Raw genomic sequence first — 23913 nt, 5'->3', positions numbered from 1 at the left:
GTCGAGCCTGCCTTCCTGGGTCACCGCGTTCATGCGTTCTCCTGCGGCGTCGTCTCCCGCAGCAGCCGCGCGGCCAGGCGAGACAGGCCCGACAGCGGGATCGGCACCCAGGCCGGCCGGTTCGCCGCCTCGTAGCAGATCTCGTAGGCGGCCTTCTCAGCCAGGAAGAAATCGAGCAGCTCGCCGCGGTCCATGCCTGACAGCCCGACCGCTGCTTCGCGATAGCTTGCGAGGAAAGCGCGCTGCGCGCCCCTGCGCAGGCGGGTGACCAGCGTCAGCCGACGCGCCGGAGGGAGGCGATTGACGATCAGGTTCTTGGGATCGAGGGTCGCCGCAGCCGCGTAGTCGAGCGACCGCAGGAGGCCCGCGACATCCCGCATCGGACTCGCCTTGCGCCGCCGCTCTTCCATGGGCCGCGCCGGCTCGCCCTCGAAGTCGATGATGTAAGCGTCGGCGCTGGCAATCAGCACCTGGCCCAGGTGGAAGTCGCCATGGATGCGCGACACGATCGAGTCGAGGCCGCTTTGCGCGAGCTGCCGCAGCAAGGCCGTCAATGCCTCGCGCCGGTCGATCAATCGTTCCGCATCTGCCGCCGCCGCCTCATTGTCCCAGCTCTTGACGGCCGCAACCGCATCGATCGCCCGCGCAAGCAGACCGGTCGCCCGTTCGGTCCAGGCGGCGACGTCGTCCGCGTCCGCCCGGCGTGGCGAGAAGGCTTCGTCGGAGGTCGGTCGCGCCAGTACCTGGTGCATCGCTCCGAGCTGGCGGCCAATCGTGCCGGCGAAGGTATGGTAGTCCTCCATATCGTCGTCGCGCGACTCCGCCGTGGCCTCCCGGCTTGCAAGATTGTCGAGCGCACGGTTGAACTGGTTCAGCGTCCAGGTCCAGGCATCACCCTGGTTGCGAACAAAGGCCTGCGCCACCGCCAGCGCATACCGCTCGCCATTGGGCGAAACGCGGATAGCCTCGCCCAGCAGCGCCGGCGCATTGGCAAAGCTTTGGCTGGTCAGATAGCGGCTCATCTCGGCCTCGGGATGCTCCCCCGGCTGGATGCGGCGAAATATCTTCAGCATCACCGCTTCGTCGACGATCAGCGAGCTGTTGGATTGCTCGGCCGTCAACCAGACGACCTGCGCATCGGCCGGACGCTGCAGCAGCTCCACCTTGTCCGGTATGGCTTCGAAGACGATCCGGCCTTCAGGTGCCTGCAGCGTGACGCCCGACGCCATTGCAGCCAGCACCTCGCGCGCAAACTCCGGTACGGCGAAGGCGTCCGTAAGCAAGCCGATCCGGCGGCCGCGGCGCACGCGCGCGAGGGCGAGCTGCGCGGGCAGAGCCACGGCCTGCTTGTCTTCCCAACTCACGGAGAGCGGCAGCAGCCAGCGGCTCGTCTCGTCGCCTGCGGTTACCTCGACCTCGCTCAGCAGCAAATCGCGGGTACCGCCCGCGGGCAGCCGCGCCAGATAGGCGAAGCGGGACGATTTGAACGCCTTGTCCTTGGCGCCGAACCATCGACGTTTGGCGAGATACGGCGGCAGCGACTCGCGCTCCAGCAACGCCGCCGATGCCCACACCCCGTCGGCGAGCGAATCACGCAGCACGACGGTGATGTAGTCCGGCAAGGGTTCGGGGGCAGGCGTGTGCCACGACGGCGCATCGGTCTCACTGGCCAGGATGAACCAATAGAAACCGTAAGGAGGCAATGTCAGGAGATACGTCAGCTGACCGACGGGCGGGAATAACGAGCCGCCGTTGAGCTCGACGGGCACCCGCCCCGCAAATTCGGAAAGATCGAGCTCCACCGCCTGGGGTGTGCGCGAGACGTTCGCGACGCAGAGGATCACCTCGCCGTCGAGTTCGCGCAGATAGGCCAGCACCTTGCGGTTCTTCGGATAGAGGAACCGCAGGGTGCCCCGACCGAAAGCGGCATGGGTACGCCGCACGGCGATCATCTTCCGCATCCAGTGCAGGATCGAATGAACGTCGCGCGTCTGCGCCTCGACGTTGACCGTCTCGTATCCGTACAGCGCGTCCATGATTGCCGGCAGCGCCAGCGCGGCCGGATCCGCGCGCGAGAAGCCGCCATTGCGATCAGGAGACCACTGCATCGGGGTACGCACACCGTCGCGATCGCCGAGACGGATGTTGTCGCCCATGCCGATCTCGTCACCATAGTAAATGACCGGCGCACCGGGCATCGACAGCAGCAGGCAGTTCATCAGCTCGATGCGCCGTCGGTCGCGCTCCAGCAGCGGCGCGAGGCGACGGCGAATGCCGAGGTTCAACCGCGCCCGGCGATCCGTGGCATAGGTCTCCCACAGATAGTCGCGTTCCGAATCCGTCACCATCTCGAGCGTCAGCTCGTCGTGATTGCGCAGGAAGATCGCCCACTGGCAGTTGTCGGGAATCTGTGGCGTCTGGCGCATGATATCGGTGATCGGGAAACGATCCTCGCGAGCAAGCGCCATGTACATGCGCGGCATCAGCGGGAAGTGGAACGCCATATGGCATTCGTCGCCCTGGCCGAAATACTCCTTGGTATCTTCCGGCCACTGGTTGGCCTCGGCCAGCAACATGCGGCCGGGATAGGCGCGGTCGATCTCTGCGCGGATCTTCTTCAGGACCTCATGCGTCTCGGGCAGGTTCTCGTTGTTCGTGCCCTCGCGCTCGACCAGGTAGGGCACGGCATCGAGCCGCAGACCGTCGATGCCCATATCGAGCCAGAATTGCATCACCCCCAGGACCGCCTCGAGCACCGCCGGATTGTCGAAGTTGAGATCGGGCTGGTGCGCGTAGAAGCGATGCCAGTAATAGGCCTTGGCTTCCGGATCCCAGCTCCAGTTCGAGCGAAGCGAGTCGATGAAGATGACGCGCGTACCCGCGTACTTCTGATCGCTGTCGGACCACACATAGAAGTCGCGCTCGGGCGAGCCCGGCGGCGCGAGGCGCGCGCGCTGGAACCAGGCATGCTGGTCGGAAGTGTGATTGATGACCAGCTCGGCGATGACGCGGATGCCGAGCTTATGGGCCTCTTCGATCAGCCGTTTGACGTCGTCGAGCGTACCGTACTCGGGATGCACCGCCGTGTACTCGGCGATATCGTAGCCGTCGTCGCGGCGCGGCGACGGATAGAACGGCAGCAGCCAGATCGTGTTGACGCCCAGGTCGGCGATGTACGAAAGCCGCGAAATGAGGCCGGGAAAATCACCGATGCCGTCATTGTTCGAATCGAAGAACGACTTCACATGCAGCTGGTAGATGATCGCGTCCTTGTACCATTGCGGATCGGTCGCGACCGGTAGCGTAGCCGGAGCATCGGCGACGGGGGCGTTCATGCGGCGCTCCGGGGCGACAGGCGCCAGATGGCAAAGGGGATGACGGATGGATCGAGGCGGAGATGCTGGTTCTTGCCGTGCCAGGTGAAGCGGTCGCCGCGTACGAGATCCTCGACCTCGATGGCGCCGTCGTCCGGCAGCTTCCATTCCCACAGCGGGATCTCGAAGCCTGTCTCCTGGGCGTGATGGGGATCCAGGCTGATTGCGACGAGGACCATATCCTCGGCGCCCGGCGCACGCTTGCCGTAGACCAGCATCCGGTCGTTGCCGGCATTGTAGAAGGTGACGCCGAGATGGCTCTGCAGCGCAGGATACGACCGGCGCAGCCGGTTCAGCATCGTGATCTCCGCCACGATGTTGCCGGGCGCCGCGAAGTCACGCGGCCGGATCTCGTACTTCTCCGAATCGAGGTATTCCTCGCGGCCCGGCAGAGCTGCCGCTTCACAGAGTTCGAAGCCGGAATAGACGCCCCACAGTCCCGAGAGCGTGGCCGCCAGCACGGCACGGATCAGAAAGCCGGGGCGGCCGGAATTCTGCAGGAAGATCGGGTTGATGTCGGGCGTATTGACGAAAAAGTGCGGCCGGAAATAGTCGACGACCTCGGTCGTCGTCAGCTCGCGCAGGTAGTCGATGATCTCCTGCTTGCCGTTGCGCCAGGTGAAGTAGGTGTAGGACTGGGAGAAACCGACCTTGGCCAGGCGATACATCATCTTCGGGCGGGTGAAGGCCTCCGACAGGAACATCACGTCGGGATGGCGGCCGCGGATGTCGTCGATCATCCATTGCCAGAACGGCAAAGGCTTGGTGTGCGGGTTATCGACCCGGAAGATGCGGACACCTTCCCCCACCCAGTGCCGGACGACGTCGCGCAGTGCCAGCCAGAGCGACGGCACCGCGCCGTCGGCGTAAAAGTCGACATTGACGATGTCTTCGTATTTCTTCGGCGGATTCTCGGCGTACTTGATGGTGCCGTCCGGCCGCCGGCGGAACCACTCCGGATGCTCGCGCAGCCACGGATGGTCGAGCGAGCACTGGATGGCGAAGTCGAGGGCGATCTCGAGGCCTTGGTCCCGGGCCGCCGCCACCAGCCGGCGGAAGTCTTCGGGCGTGCCGAGCTGGCGATGGATGGCGTCGTGCCCGCCGCCCTCGCCGCCAATCGCGTAGGGGCTGCCGACGTCATCCGGCCCCGCCGTCAGGGTATTGTTGCGCCCCTTGCGGTTGACCTTGCCGATCGGATGGATGGGGGGAAAATAGAGAACGTCGAAACCCATCGCGCGCACGCGCGGCAGAGCATCGATCACATCGTCGAACGTGCCGTGCCGCTTCGGATCGTCCGTCAGTGATCGCGGGAACAACTCGTACCAGGAGGCAAATCCGGCCTGCGGCCGCTCGACATCCACCGGGAAAGGGCCCACGTCGAGGCGGAAGCGGCGTTCGGCGGCACCCGCAACGATTTCGCGAGAGGCTGCCGACGTGAGAAGGGCGACAGCATCAGCCGGTTCCGCCGCCTTGGCCTCGGCCAGCAGCGCCTTGATTCCCGGCTCCTTGACCAGTACCTCGAGAAAGAGAGCAACCTCGGTCAACTCGACGGCAACATCGATACCAGCGCGATGCTTCACCTCGAGGCCGTGCGACAGGCTGCCATACTCGTCACGCCAGGCCTCGACCGAAAAGTAATGCCGTCCGATCCGGTCCGGCATCACCGTGGCGCGCCAGCGATCGTTGGTAATGTGGGTCAGCTGCACGGCCTTGCGCTGGTCGTCGTCGGCCGACCACCACAGGACTTCGGCGCCCAGCAGGTCGTGTCCGTCGGCGAAAATATCGGCCTCGATCACCAGCGGCTTTCCGACAACGTGCTTGGCGGCGAACGCGCCGCCATTCACCGTCGGAGTCACGCGCTCGATGACAATGGGCGATTGGGCTGCCGCGGCATTCACTTCGCGTTTGCCCGGCTTCTTGCCGCTACGCACGGGCCGGGTTGGCATCACATCGAGCACGCGAATCTCTCCCGGTTCCAGGCTGGCACCCGAATCGGGTTCGGCCACACGCAGCGCACACCCTGCTGCCGGGGGCAGGATCGCGATGTCGAAGGGCAGCGCGCGTGCACGGAACAGATCGTTGTTGATCGCGATGGCTACACCTCGCCGTGGACTGCGAGCGTCCGCGCCGTCCGTCCTCAACAGGACAGACACCGGCTCCGCAGGACTGGTGAGCGACCGCAGGCCGCCGGAAACGCCCTTCGAGACGATGATCTCCGCCAACGCGGCGGCTTGTTGCAGCGCCCCGCCATGATCCGTCCCCTCTGGCACCAAAAGCCCATCGGCTGTGGCGGCTGCCAGCATCAGCGACCGGGCGGTTGCGGCGCGGCGCTCCATATCGAACGGCACGCCGGCGACACCCAGCACGGGCGCGATCCGGCGCAGCGATTCGTATTCCTCGACGAACCACGCAGCCCGGCCGTCCCACCAGCAGGTCGAGGCGAAGACGGCGGAGAGGTCCGCTCCGACGAGTTCGCCATGCCGGTGCCAGGGCAATCCAAGCGTCCATCCCCAGAAAGCGCACGCCGTTTTCATCCGGACGCGATGAATGATACGGCGCAGCGCATGCGGCGGCAGACCGTCGAGACCGAGAAGACGAAACCCCTGCGCGCCTGCGGTCACCAATTCGGACAAGAGCTCCGCCCACCAGTCGGCCGCAGCTTCCTCGGCGCCACTGCGCAACATGGCGGATGTCGCGACGCGACGATCGAGTCGGGGATCGAGCGGATTGAGGCCGGGCAAGCCCTCATAGAGGCCGGCCAGCGCCCTTGCCGACGCGCTCTCCAGGGCGAAGCGGTCGAGGACTATGTCCACAAACAGTGCAAGACCAGCCTTCTCGCAGACCTGACGCAACCCCCTGATCAGAACGAACGGCGCGCCAGCGGAGTTCAGATTGGCAATCGAGCGGCCGTGATCGGAGACAAGGAGGGGATCTCCCCCAGGTCCGAGATCGAAAACGGGACCGACGCAGACGTGATTGAAACCCGAAGCGACGGCGCTGCGTACGGCAGCTTTAAAGGCATGGAGGTCGCTCAGATGCCGCAAGTCTACATGCAGCACCTTTATCGCGCGCCCCTTCACCGTGGCAGGCACGATCGCCCCCGAGCTCGAACTCTCCCTCATGCGAAGGAAACTCCGCGGCTGGAACTTGGTTCCACCCCAGCGGAGAGCGCGGAAGAATGCCGAGGCTTCGGATCGTCAGGTGCCGGCGTAGACGGCGGGCGCGCGTTGCCGCCAATTGAAGTGTCTCTCCCAGGCGGCGCAGAATTGCAGCACGTGCTCCTCGGCGAAGCGCCGCCCGATGACCTGCAGGCCGACCGGCAGGCCCGACGATGACCAGCCGCACGGCACCGACGCGGCCGGCTGCCCCGTGATGTTGAAGGGATAGGAGAAAGGCGTCCAGCGTGCCCATGGCACCGGCCGCGTTCCCTCCATGTCCTTCGGCCCGTCGTCCTCCGCGGCGAAGGGCTCGATCGGCACCATCGGCATGATGAGCAGGTCGAATTGCCCGAACGCCTCGGCCACCGAACGATTGAAGGCGGCGCGCGCCTGCAGGGTCCGGAAATGATCCTCGAGCCTGATCGACGGCGCCCGCGCCACCATGCGCGCGAATCCCGGATCGATGCGCGCGATGTCTTCCGGCTTCAGGCCGCCATAGAGCGCGCCGCGCGCCACCCAAAGCGCATCGAAGATGTCGATCGGATCGGGCCAGTCGATCTTCGCCTCGACGATCTCGACGGGGAGATGCGCCTTGATCTCGTCGAAGGTCCTCGCGATCACGCCGGCAATGCCAGGCGCCACGGACGCACCGAACAGGGTTGGCGCCAGCACGCAGCGCAGCTTCGGCAGCTCGCCCAGCGTCTCGAGATAGGAGAGCGAGGCTGCCGGCAATGCCTGCGGATCGCGCGCATCCGGCCCCTGCAGCACGTCAAGCGCCAGCGCATAGTCCTCGACGGTGTTGGTCATCGGACCCGCGTGCGAGAGATGCTCGGTGGGGCTCAGCGGATAGGTCGGCACGCGCCCGAGCGATGCCTTCAGCGAGAAGATGCCGCAGAACGAGGCCGGCACCCGCATCGAGCCGCCGCCGTCCGAGCCCAGCGTCAACGGCACCGTGCCGTCCGCCACGGCGACGGCCGAACCCGAGCTCGACCCGCCGGCGGTCCTGGAGACGTCCCAGGGATTGCGCGTCACGCCGTAGAGCGGCGAATTGGACGCCGCCTTCCAGCCCAGCTCGGGCGTCGTCGTCTTGCCGACCATGACCGCGCCTGCGGCGAGCAGGCGCTCGACCGACGGCGCCGTCTCGGTCGCCACCGAATCGACGTACAGCCTCGAGCCGCGCTGCGTCTTGTACCCTTCGACCAGGAAGAGGTCTTTGATTCCGACGGGCACGCCATGGAGGGGACCGCGGAACGACCCGGCCCGCGCCTCCTTCTCCAGCTCCGCCGCCCGCCCCTTCGCGTCCTCGGCAAAGACGGCGCTGTAGGCGTTCACCCGGGCCTCGGTTTCCTCGATCGCATCCAGCGACGACTGGACCAGTTCCACGGGCGAAACCTCGCCCTGCCGTACGAGACGCGCCATCTCGACCGCGCTCAGGGCTGCGTACTGACGCAGTTCCATCGTCTTCCTCCCGATCCTGTCTTGCTAGAGGCGATTGCCTGATTTGGCGTCGAACGCGTGCACGTCCTTGCCGCGCACGATCACGCCGTGTTGCGTGGCCTCACCCACTTCCGTGTCGGGCGGCACCGCCACCACGAATCCCCCCCGGCCGTCGTCGAGATGCACGAGCTTCACGCTGCCCAGATCCTCGACCAGCTCGACCCGGCCGCCGAGGCCGCCGGCCTGCGGCGGTGAGAGCGTGAGCGCATCGGGCCGGACGCCGACCACGACCTGCTGGCCCGGCGCGCCGATCCTCCCGGACTCCCCCGCCGCGACCGACGGGCCGCCCGCAAGAACGATCGTGCGTCCGTCGCCGGCCACGGCTCCCTCGAAGAAATTCATCGGCAGCGAGCCGATGAAGCCCGCAACGAACAAGGTCGCGGGCCGCGCATAGACCTCGCCGGGCGAGCCCACCTGCTCGACCCGGCCGGCGTTCATCACGATCAGGCGGTTGGCGAGCGACATCGCTTCGACCTGATCGTGCGTCACCAGGATCGAGGTGGCGTCGAGCCGCAGATGCAGGCGCTTCAGCTCGGTACGCATCTGGTGGCGCAGCTTGGCGTCGAGGTTCGACAGCGGCTCGTCGAACAGGAAGACCTTGGGCTCACGGATGATGGCGCGGCCCATGGCGACCCGCTGGCGCTGGCCGCCGCTCAGCTGCGTGGGCTTGCGGCCAAGGAAGTCACCGATGCCCAGGATGCCGGCAACGCCCGCCACCTTGTCGCGAATGGTCGCCTTGGGCGCATGGGCGATCCGGAGCGAATAGGACATGTTCTCCGCCACGCTCATGTGCGGATAGAGCGCGTAGTTCTGGAACACCATGGCGATGTCCCTCTCGCGCGGCTCGAGCCGGTTGACCACCCGGCCGTCGATCGCGATCTCGCCGCCGGTGATCTCCTCCAGGCCCGCGATCATGCGCAGGAGCGTGGACTTCCCGCACCCGCTCGGCCCCAGGATGACGGCGAATTCGCCGTGGCGGATCTCGAGGTCGACGCCGTGCAGGACCTTCGCGGGCCCGTAGGATTTCTGGACTTTGCGTATGTCGACGGTGGCCAAGGAATGCTCCGCTATTTTTCCGAGTCGACGAGGCCTTTGACGAACCAGCGCTGCAGCACGATCACCACCACCACCGGCGGCAGCGTGATCAGCAGCGCCGAGGCCATCAGCGTGTTCCACTTCGGCACGGCTTCCGGTGCGGCGGAGATCTGCTTGGACAGGCCGATCACCGCGGTCGTCATGCTGGCCTCCGTCGTGATCAGCAGCGGCCACAGATACTGGTTCCAGCCGAACACGAAGAGGATGACGGTGAGCGCCACCACGTTGGTGCGCGACATCGGCCACAGCACGTCGATCAGGAAGCGCATCGGCGACGCGCCGTCGATCTTGGCCGCTTCGAGCAGTTCCTCGGGGATGGTGAGGAAGAGCTGGCGGAACAGGAAGGTCGCTGTGGCCGAGGCCATCAGCGGCAGGATCAGGCCGGCATAGCTGTCGAGCAGGTTCCACTTCACGACCGCTTCGACGTTCCATCCCGTCAGGCTCTCCAGCGGCCCGCGCAGGCCGGTCTCGTCGAGCAGCCAGCCCAGCCCCTGCAGCGGATGGGCGGCCACGGCATAGGTCGGTACGATGCGCACCTCGATCGGCAGCATCAGCGTGGCGAAGATCAGCCAGAAGGCGGTCATCCGGAAGGGAAAGCGGAAATAGGTGATCGCGAACGCGGACAAGATCGACACGGCGATCTTGCCGACCGTGACGCCGATCGAGACGACCAGCGAATTGACGAGCTGGCGGCCGAGGTCGCCGCGCTCGATGGCAACCTTCAGGTTGACCAGCAGCTCCCTGCCCGGCGTGAGCGGCATCGGCACCTGCAGCACGTCGGGCAGCGTATGGGTGGCAGCGATCAACGCGTAGTAGAGCGGCAGGCAGACGGCGATCACGCCGGCGATCAGGAGCAGGTGGCAGAAGAGGTCGAGCTTGGGGGTCCGTTCGATCATTGGGCGTACTTCACCCGCCGCTCGAGGAAGCGGAACTGGACTGCCGTCAGCCCGATGACCAGGATCATCAGGATCACCGACTGCGCCGCCGACAGGCCGAGATCGAGGCCGAGGAAGCCGTCGGCATAGACCTTGTAGACCATGATGTCGGTGGCGCCGCCGGGCCCGCCCTGGGTCAGGGCGTGGATGATGCCGAACGTGTCGAAGAAGGCGTAGACGACGTTGATCACCAGCAGGAAGAAGGTGGTGGGCGAGATCAGCGGAAAGACGATGCTGACGAACCGCCGGATCGGCCCCGCCCCGTCGATTGCCGCCGCCTCGATCAGCGAGCGCGGGATCGCCTGCAGGGCGGCGAGGAAGAAGACGAAATTGTAGCTCACCTGCTTCCACGCGGCGGCCACGATGACCAGCAACATAGCGTCGCTGCCGTCCAGCAGGGGATTCCATGGAATGCCGAAGCCCTGCTTCAGCATCAGCGCGATGGCGCCGTAGATCGGATGGAACAGGAACAGCCAAAGGACGCCGGCCAGCACCGGCGCCACGGCATAGGGCCAGATGATCATCAGCCGATAGACGGACTTGGCCCGCACGACCCGGTCGACCAGCACCGCGAAGGCGAGACCGGCCAGCACGGCCGAGACGGTCGTGCCGGTGCTGAAGATGGCGGTGCGGTAGATCGAGTTGAAGTATTCCGGACTGGTCAGCACGTCGCGGAAATTGTCGAACCAGACGAAGGTCGAGTGCTGGCCGAACGGATCGGTGACGGTGAAGGCCTGATAGAGCGCCTGTGCCGCCGGCCAGAACACGAAGATGGCCAGCACGAGCATCTGCGGCGCGAGCAGCAGGAAGGCCAGCGGCTTGTGCCGCTGGAAGTTCACCCGCTTGATCATGGCATCAGCCCGTCGCGCCGCCGCCGCTCAGTTGCCGCGCTGGCGTTCGAAGCGACGCAGGATCTCGTTGCCACGCCGCACCGCGTCGTCCATCGCCTGCTGCGCGGTCTTCTTGTTCGCCCAGACTGCCTCCATCTCCTCCTCGAGGGCCGCGACGTACTGGTTGGCGTTGCCCAACCGCACGGTCATCGTGTTGAGCGTCGGCGTGCCGCGCTGGACCTGGGTGATGGCCACTTCCTGCTGCGGGTACTTGTCGTAGTAGCCCTCGGCCTTGACCTTCTCGTAGGCGGCCTTGGTGATCGGCATGTAGCCAGTGTCCTTGTGCCACTTGGCCTGCTGGTCGGGGCTGGCGAGATGCGCGAGGAACGCGGCCACGCCCTTGTACTCCTCCGGCTTGTGGCCCTTCAGCACCCACAGTGCGCCGCCGCCGATCAGGCTGTTGTGCGGCGTCGTACCCGCTTCGTAGGGCAGCGGCGCGGCCTCGAAGGCGAACTTGGCGCTGGCCTGCAGCGAGGAGAAGACCGCCGAGGAATGGGTCATCATCGCGCAGCGGCCCGAGGCGAAGGCCGGTGTCGCGCTGCTGCCCTGGCGGCCCGAATAGGTGTAGCGCCCATCGGCGACCCACGACTGCAGGCGCGCGATGTTCTTCACCACGTCCGTCTTGTTGTAGGTGAAGACCGCGTTCAAACCATCGAGCCCGTTGTGCAGGGTGGCGATCGGCAGGTCGTGGATCGTCGAATAGTTGTCGACATGCACCCACTGCTGCCAGCCCGAGGTGTAGCCGCACTCGAAGCCCGCCGCGCGAAGCTTGGTCAGGTACTCGCCCATCTCGTCCCAGGTCGCGGGCGGCCGGGTGAGGCCCGCCTTGGCGAAGCCATCCTTGTTGTACCAGAGGATCGGCGTCGAGACGCTGAAGGGCAGCGACAGGAGCTTCATGTCCTTGGTGCGATAGTAGTTCAGCACCGGCTGGATGTAGTTGTTCCAGTCGATCTTGTAGCCTTCGGCTGCCAGCAGATCCTGCACCGGATAGACCGCGCCCGACAGCAGCATACTCTGCGTGCCCTGGCCGATTACGACCAGCAGGTGCGGGCTCTTGTTCGCCCGGAAGCCCGCGATCGCGGCATTGAAGGTCTCGTCGTAGGTGCCACGGCCGGAGGCCACGACCTTGTAGGCGGTCTGGGCGTTGTTGAAGCTGTCGATCTGCTGCTTCAAGGCATCGTCGATCGGTCCCAGGGTCGGATGCCAGAACTGGATTTCGATCGGTGCAGCCGCCGCCACCGAGGCGGCAAAGGCGGCGACCATTCCGGCGAAGGCGCCGAGCAACCTGTTCCTCATGATGGATTCCTTCTCCTGATCAGGGGCGAACGTGGAGGCCGTTGGACGAAACGTGCATGCCGGTGAAATCGCGGGCGCTCGAAACGATGCGCCACGACAGCATCTTCTGCGCATAGGACAGCATCGCCGGGGCTGCGGCGGGATCGCGCGACAGGTCGTTGAAGCAGTGCGGATCGGCGGCGAGATCGAAGAACAGCGGTGGCAGCGCGGCGAAATGGACGTATTTGAATCGCTCGTCGCGGATGACGGCCAGAGAGCAGGCGTCCATCGGCACGCCCAGCGCCGTCTCCGAATCGGCGGCGCCAAGCCCGCGGAAATCGAATTCCCAGTGCACTGCGCGGCGCCAGTCCTCGACCGGTTTTCCGTGCAGCAACGGGAGAAGCGAGCGGCCGTCGCACTGGCGCGGGATGTCGAGGCCGAGCCAGTCGAGGACGGTCGGCATCACGTCGACCGCCTCGGTGAAGCGCTCGATCGCCGTGCCGCGGCTCGCTTTCGCCGCGGAGCGTGGATCGCGCACGATCAGCGGCACGTTGTAGGCCTCGTCGAAATAGCCCTGCTTGCCGAGCATCCAGTGGTCGCCCAGCAGCTCGCCATGGTCGGCGGTCACGACGATCAGCGTGTCGTCGTAGAGCCCCCAGTCCTTCAGCTTGTCGATCAGGCGGCCGACCTGGTCGTCGACCTCCTGCACCATGCCGTAATAGGTCGCCCGTAGCTGCGCGAGATCGCTGGCGCTGAGATCGGCGACCAGCCCCTGCCCGGTGACGAAATAGTTCGCCTGGCTCTGTGAGCGCAGGTAGCTGGCGAGGAGCGGATGCTGCGCGGCCTCCGCCTCCACCGTCGCGGCGCGACGCGGCAGCGGCATGTCGGCCGGATCGTAGAGGGTGTTGTAGGGCTCGGGCGCGATGAAAGGCGGGTGCGGGCGAATGTAGGCCGCGTGCGCGAACCAGGAGGCGTCGCGCCGCACCGAGATGTAGTCGAGCAGCCGATCGGTCAGGAAGGCCGTGATGCTGTCCTCGGCCTTGAAGCGTGCCGCCGGAAAGGTCGGTCCACGGTCGCCCGCCGGGGTAGCCGGCCGATAGATCTCCGTGACGTCGTCGGCGAACGGATATCCCTTGGCCTTCAGGTCGGCCATCCACGGATAGGGCAGTTCCGGCAGGTGCAGCTCCGGCGCGAAACCGGGCATGACCGACTCGTAGGTCCGAAGCGCCGGATCGTCGGGCGGGAGGCCGGTCGGATCGGCCGTCGTGTCGGTGTAGCCGAACAGCGCCGGATCGTAGCCTGCCCTGCGGCATTCCAGGGCGATGTTGGTGAAGCGGCGCGCCAGCGGCGTGCCGTTCCGCATGACGCCGTTATTGTGCTGATAGGTGCCGGTCAGCAGCGCCGCGCGCGACGGACCACAGGGAGCCGCCTGCACGAAATGGCGGCGGCAGAGCACGCCATCGGCGGCCAGCCGGTCGAGATTCGGTGTCTTCAGGACGGGATTGCCAGCACAGCCGAGTGCGTCGGCCCGCCACTGATCGATGACGATGAAGAGGATGTTCCTCCGCGCGACCATCAATTGTCCCCCTTCCCCTTGCATGATCATCGGGTGCGCCAACCGATAGGACAATTCAATATTACTTCTGTAACTTAAAAATTATTAATATAGACGCATGCTGCACACACAGATCCGCGCCTTCGACGCCGTCGCCCATCACGGCAGCTTTTCACGCGCCGCCGACGCCCTGGGGCTGACCCAGCCCGCCGTCACCATCCAGGTGAAGGCGCTGGAAGAACGCTACGGCGTGAAGCTGCTCGAGCGGTCGCGCCGGGCGGTGCGCCTCACCGAGATGGGGGAGCGCCTGTTCCGGATGTCGCGGCGCTACTCGAGTCTCGAAGAACAAATGCGGGAGATTCTGACCGAATCCGCGGAGCTGGAAAGCGGACAACTCAGCCTCACCGCCGACGGGCCGCACATCGCCATGGGCGTGTTCGCCCGCTTCCTGGCGCGCTATCCCAACATCGAGCTGTCGGTCGCCATGGGCAACACGCGCTTCGTGCGCGAGCAGTTGATGGAGCGGCGCACCGACCTCGCGATCCTGCCCGGCGTCGAGCGCCATCCGCAGATCCACGCCATGCCGCTGTGGAAGCACACGGCCGTGCTGATCGTGGGCAACGACCATCCCTGGGCGAGCCGCGAGAACGTGCGGCTGGCCGAGCTTCAAGACCAACCGATGATCTCGCGCGAGGAGGGGTCGAACACGAGACGCGTTACTCATGCCGCGATGGCGAAGGCCGGCGTCCGGCCCCGCACCGTGCTGGAGCTGGGCAGCCGCGAGGCCGTCTGCGAAGCCGTCGGCGCCGGCCTGGGCTTCAGCATCATCTGGGAGCTGGAAGCGAGCGCCTCGACACGCTTTCGCACCCTGCACTTCCGCGACGCCAGGATCACCAGCAGCGACTACGTCGCCTGCCTGAAGAGCGAGAGCATGCGCCGCAGCATCAAGGCCTTCTTCACGGTGGCGGCAACCCTGTCGAACCAGCGCGAGGCGGCGCGGCGCAGCCTGCCGTGAGACGTCAGTTCTTCTCGCCGAACAGCTTCAACCTGAACTCGACGAGGTGGAAGCCCATGCGGCGGGCTTCCACCTCGATCATGCGGGCAAGGCCGCCCTCGTCGTCGAGCTCGATCACCTCGCCGGTCGCAACGTCGATCAGGTGCGGATGGACCGCCCGGCCGGCGCGCTCGTAGCGCGCCTTGCCGTCGCGGAAGACATGGCGCGTGACCACACCCGCCGTCGCGAGACTGTTCAACGCCCGATAGACCGTGGCCACGCCGATCCGGCGCCCGACCGAGGCGCGGCGGTGGATCTCGAAGGTGCAGGGATGGTCGGTCGCGTCCTCCAGCACCTCCAGCACGATGCGTCGCTGTTCGGTCAGCCGGACGCCGCGCTCGCGACAGAGATCCTCCAGCCGCCCCATCCCTTCACCTCCTGAGGAAGAACTGGATGGGGACGACGATCTCCAGGTTCTCGCCGGGCTGGTCCTGGGGCAGCGGCGGCAGCGGCTGGGCGCGCTGCAACAGCTCGAGCCCTTCCTGATCGAGCGCGGCATGTCCAGAGGGCCGTTCGATGCGCGCCGCGAGGATGCGGCCGTCTCGGCTCATCGTGAATCGCACATAGGTCACGCCCTCGTGCCGCGACCGCTGCGCCTCGGACGGGTAGCGCTTGTGGCGCTCGAGATGGCGCAGCAGCAGGCCCTTCCACGTCGGCAGGGTCGCCGACGGCGGCTCGGCCGAGGCGCCCGGCATCGGTGCCGCGGCCGTACGCGCCTGCTCCGGCGCCGCCTGCGGCGCCGAGACCTTGGGCTGCGGCGGCTTCTTCTCGACCTTCTTCTCGATCGGCCTGGGCTTGGGCGGCGGCGGCTTGAGGTCGAGCGGCGGCGGCGGCTCGGGATCGGGCAGGGTCACCTCCGCCAGTACCGGCGGCGGCATTTCCACCGGCGGCGGCTCCTCGGGCTCAGGGATCACCTCGCTCAGCTCCGGTCCCGGTGGTGCCTCGTTGGGCACGATCTCCGGCGCGGCCGGCAGCGGCGCCAGTTCCAGCATGATCGCGGCCGGCGGCGGCGAATACGGCACCTCGGCGGTGGCCCAGCCCAGCGCGATCCGGATCGCACCCGCGTGCAGCGCCAGCACGAAGACGAACGCGCCGATCCAGCGGGCCACTTCCCTCATTGCTCCAGCCCGACCAGGGCCACCTTCAGGTAGCCCGCCGCCCGCAGCACGTTCATCGCCTGCATCAGCTCGCCATAGGGTACCGCTTTGTCCGCCCGCAAAAAGATGCGCTCGTCCTTCTTCGCGCCCGTCGCCTCGTCCAGCGCCTTCGCCAGGGCCTCGCGACTCACCGGCGTGTCCTTCAGCGTGAACGACAGGTCCTCCTTCAAGGTGAGATAGAGCGGCGTGTCGGGCTTCGGCTGCCGCTCCGCCGTCGACACCGGCAGGTCGACCGGCACGTCGACCGTCGCCAGCGGCGCCGCCACCATGAAGATGATCAGCAACACCAGCATCACGTCGATGAACGGCGTGACGTTGATCTCGTGGTTCTCCGCCAGCTCATCGTCGCCATGGTCCAGCTTCACCGACATCGCGCTACCTCCGTCCCAGGTCGCGCGACACCAGTCGCAGCACCGCCGCCGACGTGTCGCCGACCAGAGCCCGGTAGGCCGTCACCCGCCGCGAGAAGTGGTTATAGATCACCACCGCCGGAATGGCCGCCGCCAGGCCCAGCGCGGTCGCCAGCAGCGCTTCCGCGATGCCAGGTGCCACAACCGCGAGGTTCGTCGTCTGTGAGCGCGAGATGCCGATGAAGGAGTTCATGATCCCCCACACCGTCCCGAACAGCCCCACGAACGGCGCCGTCGAGCCGATCGTGGCCAGCACGCCCGTACCCTTCAGCATGCGCCGACCCGTCGCCGCTTCGAGACGCTCCAGCCGCGACGCCACGCGTTCCTTCAAACCGTCGCGGTCGTCGACCGTGTCGGCGCTCAGCCTATGCTCGGCCTGTGCCGCCGCCACGAGGTCGCTCGACGGGGCCTTGTCGAGCGAGGGCGCGGAGTCCAACGCGGCCAGCAGGCGCCGCTGGCGCCGCACCGCCATCGCCAGCTCGAAGGTCTTGGCCACGAACACCGTCCAGGTCAGGACCGACGCCACGACCAGGCCGACCATCACCCCCTGCACCACCCAGTCGGCTGCCCGGAACATCCCCCACACCGACAGGTCCTTGGGCAGGACCGTCTGTGCCGGAGCGGCAGCCGGCGGCTGGCCGGGAGGCGTCACGGCCGACGGAGCGGCGTTGGTGGACGTAGCGGCATCGGGCGCCGACGCCGGTGCCGCAGGGGCCGCCGAGCCAGCCGGCGGCGCAGGCTCCGTCATCCCTGGTGCTTGCGCCAATGCCAGCGAAGGGAACAGCAGAAGAAGGACCAGCAGACGACGAAGCAGCATTACGCGATACCCTGAAGAGTGCGAACGACGGGGCGCAGCCAGTTGGCACGCCAGGTGACAGTGCAGGTCACGGCGATCGCGCCGACGCTCAGCATGGTCGCCCAGACGAGCGTTCCGAAGCTTGCACCGTCGCGCCACACAGCGAGCGCGAAGGAGGCCAGCAGGAAGGCGTAACCCGCGATCCGCATCGGAAGCACCAGCCGCGCCGGACAGTCACGCCCCCCGCCGGCACGCTCCCAATGGCGATCTTGGCTCAACGCCAGCAGGGCAAAGCCGAAATAGCAGGCGAGCGCCAACGCGATCAGGAGAGCGGGCGCCATCTTCAACCCCCTGCTGTCAGGCGCAGGAGACCCCAGGCGCCGCCCCACGAAGCGATCCCTGCAGCGACCATGACCAGGCAAAGACGGGCCAGGCGCCGGTCGGCGAAGGCCCAGATCAGCAGCGCCAGATAGACGAGGAAAGCCAGCATCGAGGCCAGGACCACGGCCTCGCTGCGCGCCATCAATCCACCGGCCGGCAAGCCGACGGCCGCCAGTGCGGCCAGACCGGCAGCCACGGCGTAACCGCCGCCGATGGCCGCGACGAGGCGGACAAGGACGGAAAAACCGGTCATGACGGAACCACGCTGCAACTCCCTCTCATTCATAAGACGAACGAGAAGGCCCGATTTCTCCCTGCCGGCGGCGTCGGCGAGCGATTTATTTTGCGCCGCCAACCTACCAGCTGGTTCGCTTCTGGTGCCCTGTGCCTTGACCGTCTTTCGCGCCGGCATGTCCGGCCAAGCGGGTCAATTCCTGCAGCGTGTCCAAGCGCTTCGAGGTCGGGACAGCGTGAGCTTGCAACGGACGCTGAGGCCCCACTCCCATCGACCGGTGGCCGAATCTCATCCGGCCGCGTCTGGCGGCCGCTTGAGGAATGATCCCGGCGTGGAGTCTGAGCCCGACATGAAATCCCATTCGGCGCGAAAGTGAGGACGCCTCACCGTCCGAGACTGGCGCTGGTCGTGTCCCTCGGCGGGAAGTGAAAAATCCCGTGGGGTAGGTTCACGGTCGGACCTTCTTCGGCAAGCCACTGCCGTGCAAGGGTCTCGTCGGTGAAGAGGCGCAACCGGCGGCGGTGGCCGATCCGCTCCTTCATCAGGATCGCCATGTCCACCAGGAGAGGCGGCGGGGTCTTCCCCAGATAGATTGCGATCGGTCCTGACTTGATGATCCCGCCAAGGCGCGTACTGGCGACCATGGTCTGCAGGTCCTGGTCGCTGAGCTTGATGTCCGCCCGGCTCAGGTCGAAAAGCTTGCAAAAGCCGGCGGCACCCTCTGCCCGCATGGTCTGGCGAAACGACGTGGCGAAAGACAGGTCGAACACGCCGATGCCGCGAATAACGACCAGGCTTTCCGCCGTGGAGACATTCCAGGCCAACACACACATGACGCTACTCCCCCGCTGATTGCTCTGTACCCGTAGAGCGCTCTCCCCCAAGAGCATCCTGCTATCAGTCTCAGAACAGAGTCATCATCTTTCGCGGAATTCTAGCAATTTAACTCTAGATGTCGGACAGGGCGGCATTCTTGTTCTTTTCACCAAAATATCATTTCGTCATCGCTGCGATTATCTGCGGCGGGAACGACAATTCGGTTTCTTTCTTGAAACGTCAGTGCAGGCTTCAGCGCAGAGACCTCGAAGCGCGGGGTGCTCGCGCTCCTTCGCCGGAACGACACAGGCCGTGGATCAAGAATTGACGGGCGAGACGCCAAGGCCCCGACTGCTCTCTCGATCCAACGCGAGAGAGCTTCCGCCGGAAAACCGCGCCATCAGACGGCGTCCAAAAGAAAACCGCCCATTGGGGGGCGGCTCAGGTTTCCCTGCTCAACTTGCTGATCTGGTTGAGAAACGGAATGGTGCCCAGGGGCGGAGTCGAACCACCGACACTGCGATTTTCAGTCGCATGCTCTACCAACTGAGCTACCTGGGCATGCCGTCCGTTGGAGGCGGGGCTTATAGGACGCGCTAGCTCGGCTGTCCAGACGATCCCGCTCCACCTGCAGGATCGTCCTCGCCGGGCCCCTCGTTGGTTTCGATGCGGTAGCCTTCCTTCAACCAGCGACCGAGATCGATGTCGGCGCAGCGCTTGCGACAGAACGGCCTGTACTTTGGATCGGCTGGACTTCCGCAGGTCGGGCATTTCGCTTCGATGCGCACGGCACGCAGCGGCGGGGATCGGTCAGTCATCACTCTTTTCCAGCGCTTCGAGCTGGGCCGCCAGGGTCGGGCCGCGCCGCGCGCGGGTCAACTCGAACAGGCCGAGCCGGGTGAAGCCATAGATCTGGGTCGGCACGGGGTCGCTCGCCAGATGCTCGGCCAGCACCGCCTGGACCTTGTCGCGATCGTAGGCGCTGCGCATCGTGACGAAGTCGATCACCACCGCACCTGCGATGTTGCGCAGCCTGAGTTGCTGGGCGATCGCCGGCGCCGCCTCCAGGTTGACGTCGACCGGCCGCCGTGGCGCGCGGCCCTGGCGGCCGCCCGCCCCCGCACTGTCGACATCCACGGCGCACAGCGTCTCGCCGGGCTCGAACAGCACCTCGACACCGCTCTGCAAGGCGATGCGCGGCGCCAGCGCGGTGTCGATCTGGCCCGCGACATCGTCGATGTCGAAGACCGGCATCGTCCCGTTGTGCCAGCGGACGCGGATCCTTTCGCCGAGCCGGTCCATCCTGTCCTGCAATGCGCGCGCCATGGCGCGGTCGTCGAGGATCACCTCTTCGAGGCCGGCACCATGATCGCGCAAGGCCCGCGCGATCGGATCGCGCTCGCCCGGGATGCGCGCCGACAGGTCAGCCGGCGGCTCGACGTCGAGGGCCAGTCGCCGGATCTTCTCCCACCGTTCGAGCACGCGGCTGGCGTCGGCCTGCAGAAGCTCGGCCGCGGTACCCGCGGCAGCCGTGCGCAGCACGATTCCGCCGTCGAGCAGGCCCTCGACGTGACCGCGCAGGCGGTCGCGTTCCGATTCGCCCTCGATGCGACGGGAGAAGGTCACGCCGGTGCCGTTGGGATGGTAGACGAGGTAGCGGCCACTGATGGCGACGTTCATCGAAAGCCGCGGACCCTTGTCGCCCTCGCCGTCGTTGCGCACCTGCACGAGGACGGGAGCGCCAAGCGGCGGCCAGCCGTCGATGGCCGAGCGGTCCTCGGCGCGCAGAAAGCCCGCGCGTTCGATGCCTATGTCGACGAAGGCAGCATCGAGATCGGACATCACGCGCTCGAGGCGGCCGAGGAAGATGCTCTCGACCCTCGTGGGCCTGTCGCGGCGAACTACCTGAAGTTCCATCAGGCGGCCCTCCGCCACCAGCGCCATCAGGAATGCCTTGGGAAGGACATGGCAGACGAGCCGGTCGACGCGGCTCATGGGGCTGCGGCCTTGAGAAGCGCCATGGTTTCGAACAACGGCAATCCGACGACGTTGCTGTAGGAGCCGGACAGGAAGGCGACGAAGGCGGCGGCGCGGCCCTGGATGGCGTAGCCGCCGGCCTTGCCGTGCCATTCGCCACTCGCGAGGTAGGCGTCGATGTCGGCCGCCTCGAGGCGCTTGAAGCGCACGATGGTCTCGACGAGGCGCGCGCGTACGCGGCCGTCGGGACCGGCCACGGCGACGCCGCCCAGCACGCGATGGCGGCGGCCCGACAGTCTCGCGAGGCAGTCGCGGGCCTCGGCCTCTTCCTCCGTCTTCGGCAGGATGCGGCGACTGCAGACCACGACGCTGTCGGCCGCCAGCACGAGCGCGCCGGCATGGCGCTCCCTCACGACCGCAAGCTTCGCCTGCGCCATGCGCAGCGCATAGGCGCGTGGCAGCTCGCCCGCTTGGGGCGTCTCGTCGATGTCAGCGGGGTCGATCGCGGCGGGCTCGAGTCCGACCTGCCGCAGCAGGTCGAGCCGTCGCGGCGACGCGGAGGCCAGTACGAGTGGAGGGATCGGCGAGGCGCGCAACGCCTACTTGAAGCGGAAGGTGATGCGGCCCTTGGTCAGGTCGTAGGGCGTCATCTCGACGGTGACGCGGTCGCCTGCCAGAACGCGGATGCGGTTCTTGCGCATCTTGCCCGACGTGTGAGCGAGAATGACGTGGTCGTTGTCGAGCTTCACACGGAACATCGCGTTGGGCAGCAACTCGGCCACGACGCCCGTAAATTCGATCAGGTCTTCCTTGGCCATCCGGCCTCCGGCTGGGGTGAAATTCTGGGAAAGCGGCCGGAAAATGGGCCGCAGGAAGGGCTAAGTCAATGGCAGCGCGGGCGACGGCAGAGGTTGGCCGGCCTTCTCACGAGAGCCCGCCTCGCCTATACAGGGCGCGGCTGCGGACGCCCGGGAAAGAAGGACCAGCAAAAGATGAACTCAACGTGCATGTCGGGCCTTGTGGCCGCCCTGCTCCTGGCGCCGGCGCTGGCATTCGCCCAGGCGCCGCCGGCTCCCGCGGCGGCGCCCAACGCCATCACCCATCCGGCCCAGAAGACGATCGGCAAGCCGGCCAAGCGGCAGTATTCGACGGCCCTGATCGTCATCAATGCCCGCGGGGCGAAGCTCGACGGCCAGAAGCTGGTCCTCGACGGCGTGTTGCCCACCGCAACCCTGTTCACCAGCCGGCCGAAGCGCTCGGTGGGTCACATGGTGACTCCGGACATGGCGGACATCTGGCGCACCGGCAGCTTCGCCAAGGATCCGCCTAACGCCACGGTCTCCGTCTTCAGCAAGGATGGCAGCAACGTGTCGGACCTCGTGGTGACCCTGAAGACCGCCAAGCTCGAGGGCGAGAAGCTCACTTTCGACGTCGATGTGCTGGAGGGTAGCCTCGGCGCCGCCGACGGTCCGGCCTCGGTGTTCATCGACACGATCTGGTTCGGCATCGGCTCGCACGGTGCGCAGTACTACGGCCAGAGCCAGACGACCGGTGGCGAGACGCCGGCGATCGGCGATCCGAATGGCACGAGCACGTTCAGCGGCTGGTCCAATCCCTCGCCGACGGAACCCGTCAATCCGTATCCCTATGCTGGTGGCGGAGGCGGCGGCTACAACAGCGGCGCCGGTGCGCCGCCGCCGCCCGACATCGATCCGCGCTATCAGCAGCGCTACAACGCGCCGACCTGCGGCAAGCCGCCCCTCCTGCCCTGCTACTGAGCCGCACGGTGATGATCATGCAATCCTTCCGTCTCTCCGTCGCCCTCGCGACCGCCGCCGCCACGCTCAGCCTCGCCTTCGGCGCCGCCGCGCAGACCCAACCGGCAGCGCCCGCCGCCTCGTCGGTGCAGGGCCTGCCCAAGGTCGTCGGCGCCGCGCGCCATCCGCGCCTCATCCCCTCGATGTTCGTGCTGAATGCACGGGGCGCCAAGCTGCAGGACAACAAGCTGATCCTCGACGGCATCGCGCCCAGCGTCATCGTGTTCGCCGACCGCCCGGTTCGTTCGGCCGGCCATGCGATGCTCGCTCACGTGCTCGAGGAGTGGACGCTGAAGGCGCCTAACTCTTTCGCCAAGGATCCGCCCAACGCCACGGTCTCAGTGCTGAACAAGGCGAAGGCCAGCGTGGTGGATGCCGTCGTCACGCTGAAGTCGCCGAAGCTCGAGGGTGACAAGCTCACCTTCGAGGTCGACGTGCTCGAGGGCGACCTCGCCGGTGCCGATGGCGGCGCGTCGGTGTTCATGGACCTCATCAATCTGCCGGTGCCGCGTCACAGCTCGCATCGCGCGGCCTGGTATGCGGGTTCCGACAGCGCGCGCTGACACTGTCCTTACACGCGCTCGTGCACGGCGGGAGGCTTGCCTGCGGGCACGAGTGCGCTCCCGCCACAATCGACCCACAATCCGGTCCGGAAATGATCCCGGGCGAAGGCGCTCCAGTGTGGCAGCGCTTCGCACCTGAGGAGAGACATCATGAACCGGACATTGCTTGCATTTTCCCTGGTCGGCGCCGCGGTCCTCGCGACGAATGCAGTCCAGGCGCAAGGCATGCCCACCGGTCGCGAGCCCGGTACCGAGCCCAACAGGATCTTCACGCCGACGACCGCGCCCAACTGGACGCCGACCGCCGAAGGCGCCATCGCGCGGCAGCAGATCCACGATGCCGGCTACAACGGCGTCACCATGCTCCTGCGCAACAAGGACGGCAGCTGGGAGGGCCAGGCCCTCAAGGGTGACACCTACTATCTGATCACCCTCGACCCGGCCGGGCACGTCACCCAGCGCTGAGCCGAAACGGTCAGACCGAGGGCGTGATCGGAATCCCGAAGCGCGCCTTCAGTCTGGCCAGGACCTGATCGCGGGTGTGACGGTAGGCATCGAGCCGCGTCTCCCGCGATCCCTCCACCGCGCTGGGATCGGGCATCGGCCAGTACTCGACCTCGGCAGCCGTGCCCCGCGTGAACTCCAGCGCACTGTGATGCGCCTCCGGCGACAGGGTGACGATCAGCTCGAACGACGCCGCATCGACGTCATCGAAAGTCTTGGCATGGTGACGGTGGACGTCGATGTCGATCTCGTCCAGCGCGGCGACCGCGAACCCGTCGACCTCGCTGGCGCGCACGCCCACAGAATCGATATAGACCCTGTGGCCGTAGAGCCGCTTGGCCAGCGCCTCGGCCATCGGCGACCGGACCGAATTCTCGCTGCAGGCGAAGAGCAGGCTGGACGGCAGTCCGATCATCGCCCCTGT

The 23913-nt window shown here is 66.6% G+C and carries 24 protein-coding genes and 1 tRNA gene; 4 read left to right on the top strand and 21 right to left on the bottom strand.

The genetic code is table 11. The features are described from left to right. Positions 1-29: 29 nt before the first annotated feature. From treS to Q0Q48_RS11270, 8 genes are all read right to left on the bottom strand, one after another. A complete protein-coding gene (gene treS / locus Q0Q48_RS11305; RefSeq protein WP_295137494.1) occupies positions 30-3335 on the bottom strand; it encodes a maltose alpha-D-glucosyltransferase in 3306 nt (1101 codons plus the stop codon). Further along, complete coding sequence (locus Q0Q48_RS11300) at positions 3332-6187, bottom strand: alpha-1,4-glucan--maltose-1-phosphate maltosyltransferase (protein WP_295137492.1); 2856 nt, start codon at positions 6185-6187, stop codon at positions 3332-3334. Before Q0Q48_RS11300 ends, treS begins: the two co-directional genes overlap by 4 nt. Before the next feature lie 384 nt (positions 6188-6571). After that, the gene (locus tag Q0Q48_RS11295) at positions 6572-7990 is read right to left on the bottom strand and encodes an amidase family protein (protein ID WP_295137490.1); all 1419 of its coding nucleotides are present in this window, start codon (positions 7988-7990) and stop codon (positions 6572-6574) included. Between the two features lie 24 nt (positions 7991-8014). Further along, complete coding sequence (gene ugpC, locus Q0Q48_RS11290) at positions 8015-9085, bottom strand: sn-glycerol-3-phosphate ABC transporter ATP-binding protein UgpC (protein WP_295137488.1); 1071 nt, start codon at positions 9083-9085, stop codon at positions 8015-8017. An 11-nt stretch (positions 9086-9096) separates the two neighbouring features. Beyond that, entirely contained in the window at positions 9097-10020 is a 924-nt protein-coding gene (locus Q0Q48_RS11285) for an ABC transporter permease subunit (RefSeq protein ID WP_295137486.1), read from the bottom strand. Then, positions 10017-10910, bottom strand: coding sequence for a sn-glycerol-3-phosphate ABC transporter permease UgpA (gene ugpA / locus Q0Q48_RS11280; RefSeq protein ID WP_295137484.1), 894 nt, complete (start codon positions 10908-10910; stop codon positions 10017-10019). Before ugpA ends, Q0Q48_RS11285 begins: the two co-directional genes overlap by 4 nt. Before the next feature lie 27 nt (positions 10911-10937). Continuing rightward, a complete protein-coding gene (gene ugpB / locus Q0Q48_RS11275; protein WP_295137482.1) occupies positions 10938-12245 on the bottom strand; it encodes a sn-glycerol-3-phosphate ABC transporter substrate-binding protein UgpB in 1308 nt (435 codons plus the stop codon). 19 nt (positions 12246-12264) lie between these two features. Continuing rightward, positions 12265-13800 (bottom strand): alkaline phosphatase family protein, encoded by a 1536-nt coding sequence (locus Q0Q48_RS11270; protein WP_295137481.1) that lies wholly within the window; start codon positions 13798-13800, stop codon positions 12265-12267. Between the two features lie 97 nt (positions 13801-13897). Here Q0Q48_RS11270 and Q0Q48_RS11265 point away from each other — a divergent pair, with 97 nt between their 5' ends. Next, the gene (locus Q0Q48_RS11265) at positions 13898-14794 is read left to right on the top strand and encodes a LysR substrate-binding domain-containing protein (protein ID WP_295137479.1); all 897 of its coding nucleotides are present in this window, start codon (positions 13898-13900) and stop codon (positions 14792-14794) included. Positions 14795-14798: 4 nt separating this feature from the next. Here the strand turns inward: Q0Q48_RS11265 and Q0Q48_RS11260 are convergent, their stop codons facing one another. The 12 genes from Q0Q48_RS11260 to infA form a co-directional block, all read right to left on the bottom strand. Next, a complete protein-coding gene (locus Q0Q48_RS11260; protein ID WP_295137477.1) occupies positions 14799-15200 on the bottom strand; it encodes a Fur family transcriptional regulator in 402 nt (133 codons plus the stop codon). Between the two features lie 4 nt (positions 15201-15204). Further along, a complete protein-coding gene (locus Q0Q48_RS11255; protein WP_295137475.1) occupies positions 15205-15951 on the bottom strand; it encodes an energy transducer TonB in 747 nt (248 codons plus the stop codon). After that, entirely contained in the window at positions 15948-16361 is a 414-nt protein-coding gene (gene exbD, locus Q0Q48_RS11250; protein ID WP_295137473.1) for a TonB system transport protein ExbD, read from the bottom strand. The genes Q0Q48_RS11255 and exbD overlap by 4 nt, the downstream gene beginning before the upstream one ends. A 4-nt stretch (positions 16362-16365) precedes the next feature. Further along, positions 16366-17217 (bottom strand): tonB-system energizer ExbB, encoded by an 852-nt coding sequence (exbB, locus tag Q0Q48_RS11245; protein WP_366915280.1) that lies wholly within the window; start codon positions 17215-17217, stop codon positions 16366-16368. Beyond that, positions 17217-17537, bottom strand: coding sequence for a DUF3325 domain-containing protein (locus Q0Q48_RS11240; protein WP_295137471.1), 321 nt, complete (start codon positions 17535-17537; stop codon positions 17217-17219). The genes exbB and Q0Q48_RS11240 overlap by 1 nt, the downstream gene beginning before the upstream one ends. Positions 17538-17539: 2 nt before the next feature. Beyond that, on the bottom strand, positions 17540-17830 hold the full coding sequence (locus Q0Q48_RS11235) for a hypothetical protein (protein WP_295137469.1): 291 nt from the start codon (positions 17828-17830) through the stop codon (positions 17540-17542). 365 nt (positions 17831-18195) lie between these two features. Further along, positions 18196-18645, bottom strand: a complete 450-nt coding sequence (locus Q0Q48_RS11230; RefSeq protein ID WP_295137467.1) for a hypothetical protein — start codon at positions 18643-18645, stop codon at positions 18196-18198. 468 nt (positions 18646-19113) lie between these two features. Then, positions 19114-19189, bottom strand: a tRNA-Phe gene (locus tag Q0Q48_RS11225). A gap of 35 nt (positions 19190-19224) precedes the next feature. Continuing rightward, complete coding sequence (gene yacG, locus Q0Q48_RS11220; RefSeq protein ID WP_295137465.1) at positions 19225-19446, bottom strand: DNA gyrase inhibitor YacG; 222 nt, start codon at positions 19444-19446, stop codon at positions 19225-19227. Then, a complete protein-coding gene (locus Q0Q48_RS11215; protein ID WP_295137462.1) occupies positions 19439-20623 on the bottom strand; it encodes a ribonuclease E/G in 1185 nt (394 codons plus the stop codon). Before Q0Q48_RS11215 ends, yacG begins: the two co-directional genes overlap by 8 nt. After that, positions 20620-21201, bottom strand: coding sequence for a Maf family nucleotide pyrophosphatase (locus Q0Q48_RS11210; protein WP_295137460.1), 582 nt, complete (start codon positions 21199-21201; stop codon positions 20620-20622). Before Q0Q48_RS11210 ends, Q0Q48_RS11215 begins: the two co-directional genes overlap by 4 nt. 3 nt (positions 21202-21204) lie before the next feature. After that, entirely contained in the window at positions 21205-21423 is a 219-nt protein-coding gene (infA, locus tag Q0Q48_RS11205) for a translation initiation factor IF-1 (protein WP_295137458.1), read from the bottom strand. Between the two features lie 189 nt (positions 21424-21612). Between infA and Q0Q48_RS11200 the strand changes: the two genes are divergently transcribed. The 3 genes from Q0Q48_RS11200 to Q0Q48_RS11190 all read left to right on the top strand — a co-directional run bounded on the left by Q0Q48_RS11200 (position 21613) and on the right by Q0Q48_RS11190 (position 23450). Further along, positions 21613-22383, top strand: coding sequence for a hypothetical protein (locus tag Q0Q48_RS11200; protein WP_295137455.1), 771 nt, complete (start codon positions 21613-21615; stop codon positions 22381-22383). A gap of 17 nt (positions 22384-22400) precedes the next feature. Continuing rightward, on the top strand, positions 22401-22985 hold the full coding sequence (locus tag Q0Q48_RS11195) for a hypothetical protein (RefSeq protein WP_295137453.1): 585 nt from the start codon (positions 22401-22403) through the stop codon (positions 22983-22985). 150 nt (positions 22986-23135) lie between these two features. Next, positions 23136-23450, top strand: a complete 315-nt coding sequence (locus Q0Q48_RS11190; protein ID WP_295137451.1) for a hypothetical protein — start codon at positions 23136-23138, stop codon at positions 23448-23450. A 10-nt stretch (positions 23451-23460) separates the two neighbouring features. Here Q0Q48_RS11190 and Q0Q48_RS11185 read toward each other — a convergent pair whose 3' ends face one another. Next, entirely contained in the window at positions 23461-23904 is a 444-nt protein-coding gene (locus tag Q0Q48_RS11185) for an arsenate reductase ArsC (protein WP_295137449.1), read from the bottom strand. Positions 23905-23913 lie beyond the last annotated feature (9 nt).

Source organism: uncultured Reyranella sp., assembly GCF_945957355.1.
Classification (GTDB): domain Bacteria; phylum Pseudomonadota; class Alphaproteobacteria; order Reyranellales; family Reyranellaceae; genus Reyranella.
Note: the sequence above shows the minus strand (reverse complement) of the source record. Positions and strands in the feature narration are given on the sequence as shown.

Bases quoted from the DNA above. Each gene is read 5' to 3' on its own strand.
- ugpA (WP_295137484.1), bottom strand. From the start codon at position 10,910: ATGATCAAGCGGGTGAACTTCCAGCGGCACAAGCCGCTGGCCTTCCTG.
- Q0Q48_RS11295 (WP_295137490.1), bottom strand. From the start codon at position 7,990: ATGGAACTGCGTCAGTACGCAGCCCTGAGCGCGGTCGAGATGGCGCGT.
- Q0Q48_RS11255 (WP_295137475.1), bottom strand. From the start codon at position 15,951: ATGAGGGAAGTGGCCCGCTGGATCGGCGCGTTCGTCTTCGTGCTGGCG.
- exbB (WP_366915280.1), bottom strand. From the start codon at position 17,217: ATGCTGCTTCGTCGTCTGCTGGTCCTTCTTCTGCTGTTCCCTTCGCTG.
- Q0Q48_RS11195 (WP_295137453.1), top strand. From the start codon at position 22,401: ATGCAATCCTTCCGTCTCTCCGTCGCCCTCGCGACCGCCGCCGCCACG.
- Q0Q48_RS11285 (WP_295137486.1), bottom strand. From the start codon at position 10,020: ATGATCGAACGGACCCCCAAGCTCGACCTCTTCTGCCACCTGCTCCTG.
- Q0Q48_RS11235 (WP_295137469.1), bottom strand. From the start codon at position 17,830: ATGACCGGTTTTTCCGTCCTTGTCCGCCTCGTCGCGGCCATCGGCGGC.
- exbD (WP_295137473.1), bottom strand. From the start codon at position 16,361: ATGTCGGTGAAGCTGGACCATGGCGACGATGAGCTGGCGGAGAACCAC.
- Q0Q48_RS11185 (WP_295137449.1), bottom strand. From the start codon at position 23,904: ATGATCGGACTGCCGTCCAGCCTGCTCTTCGCCTGCAGCGAGAATTCG.
- Q0Q48_RS11200 (WP_295137455.1), top strand. From the start codon at position 21,613: ATGTCGGGCCTTGTGGCCGCCCTGCTCCTGGCGCCGGCGCTGGCATTC.
- Q0Q48_RS11190 (WP_295137451.1), top strand. From the start codon at position 23,136: ATGAACCGGACATTGCTTGCATTTTCCCTGGTCGGCGCCGCGGTCCTC.
- Q0Q48_RS11270 (WP_295137481.1), bottom strand. From the start codon at position 13,800: ATGGTCGCGCGGAGGAACATCCTCTTCATCGTCATCGATCAGTGGCGG.
- Q0Q48_RS11265 (WP_295137479.1), top strand. From the start codon at position 13,898: ATGCTGCACACACAGATCCGCGCCTTCGACGCCGTCGCCCATCACGGC.
- Q0Q48_RS11260 (WP_295137477.1), bottom strand. From the start codon at position 15,200: ATGGGGCGGCTGGAGGATCTCTGTCGCGAGCGCGGCGTCCGGCTGACC.
- yacG (WP_295137465.1), bottom strand. From the start codon at position 19,446: ATGACTGACCGATCCCCGCCGCTGCGTGCCGTGCGCATCGAAGCGAAA.
- treS (WP_295137494.1), bottom strand. From the start codon at position 3,335: ATGAACGCCCCCGTCGCCGATGCTCCGGCTACGCTACCGGTCGCGACC.
- ugpB (WP_295137482.1), bottom strand. From the start codon at position 12,245: ATGAGGAACAGGTTGCTCGGCGCCTTCGCCGGAATGGTCGCCGCCTTT.
- Q0Q48_RS11240 (WP_295137471.1), bottom strand. From the start codon at position 17,537: ATGGCGCCCGCTCTCCTGATCGCGTTGGCGCTCGCCTGCTATTTCGGC.
- Q0Q48_RS11230 (WP_295137467.1), bottom strand. From the start codon at position 18,645: ATGTGTGTGTTGGCCTGGAATGTCTCCACGGCGGAAAGCCTGGTCGTT.
- Q0Q48_RS11215 (WP_295137462.1), bottom strand. From the start codon at position 20,623: ATGAGCCGCGTCGACCGGCTCGTCTGCCATGTCCTTCCCAAGGCATTC.
- infA (WP_295137458.1), bottom strand. From the start codon at position 21,423: ATGGCCAAGGAAGACCTGATCGAATTTACGGGCGTCGTGGCCGAGTTG.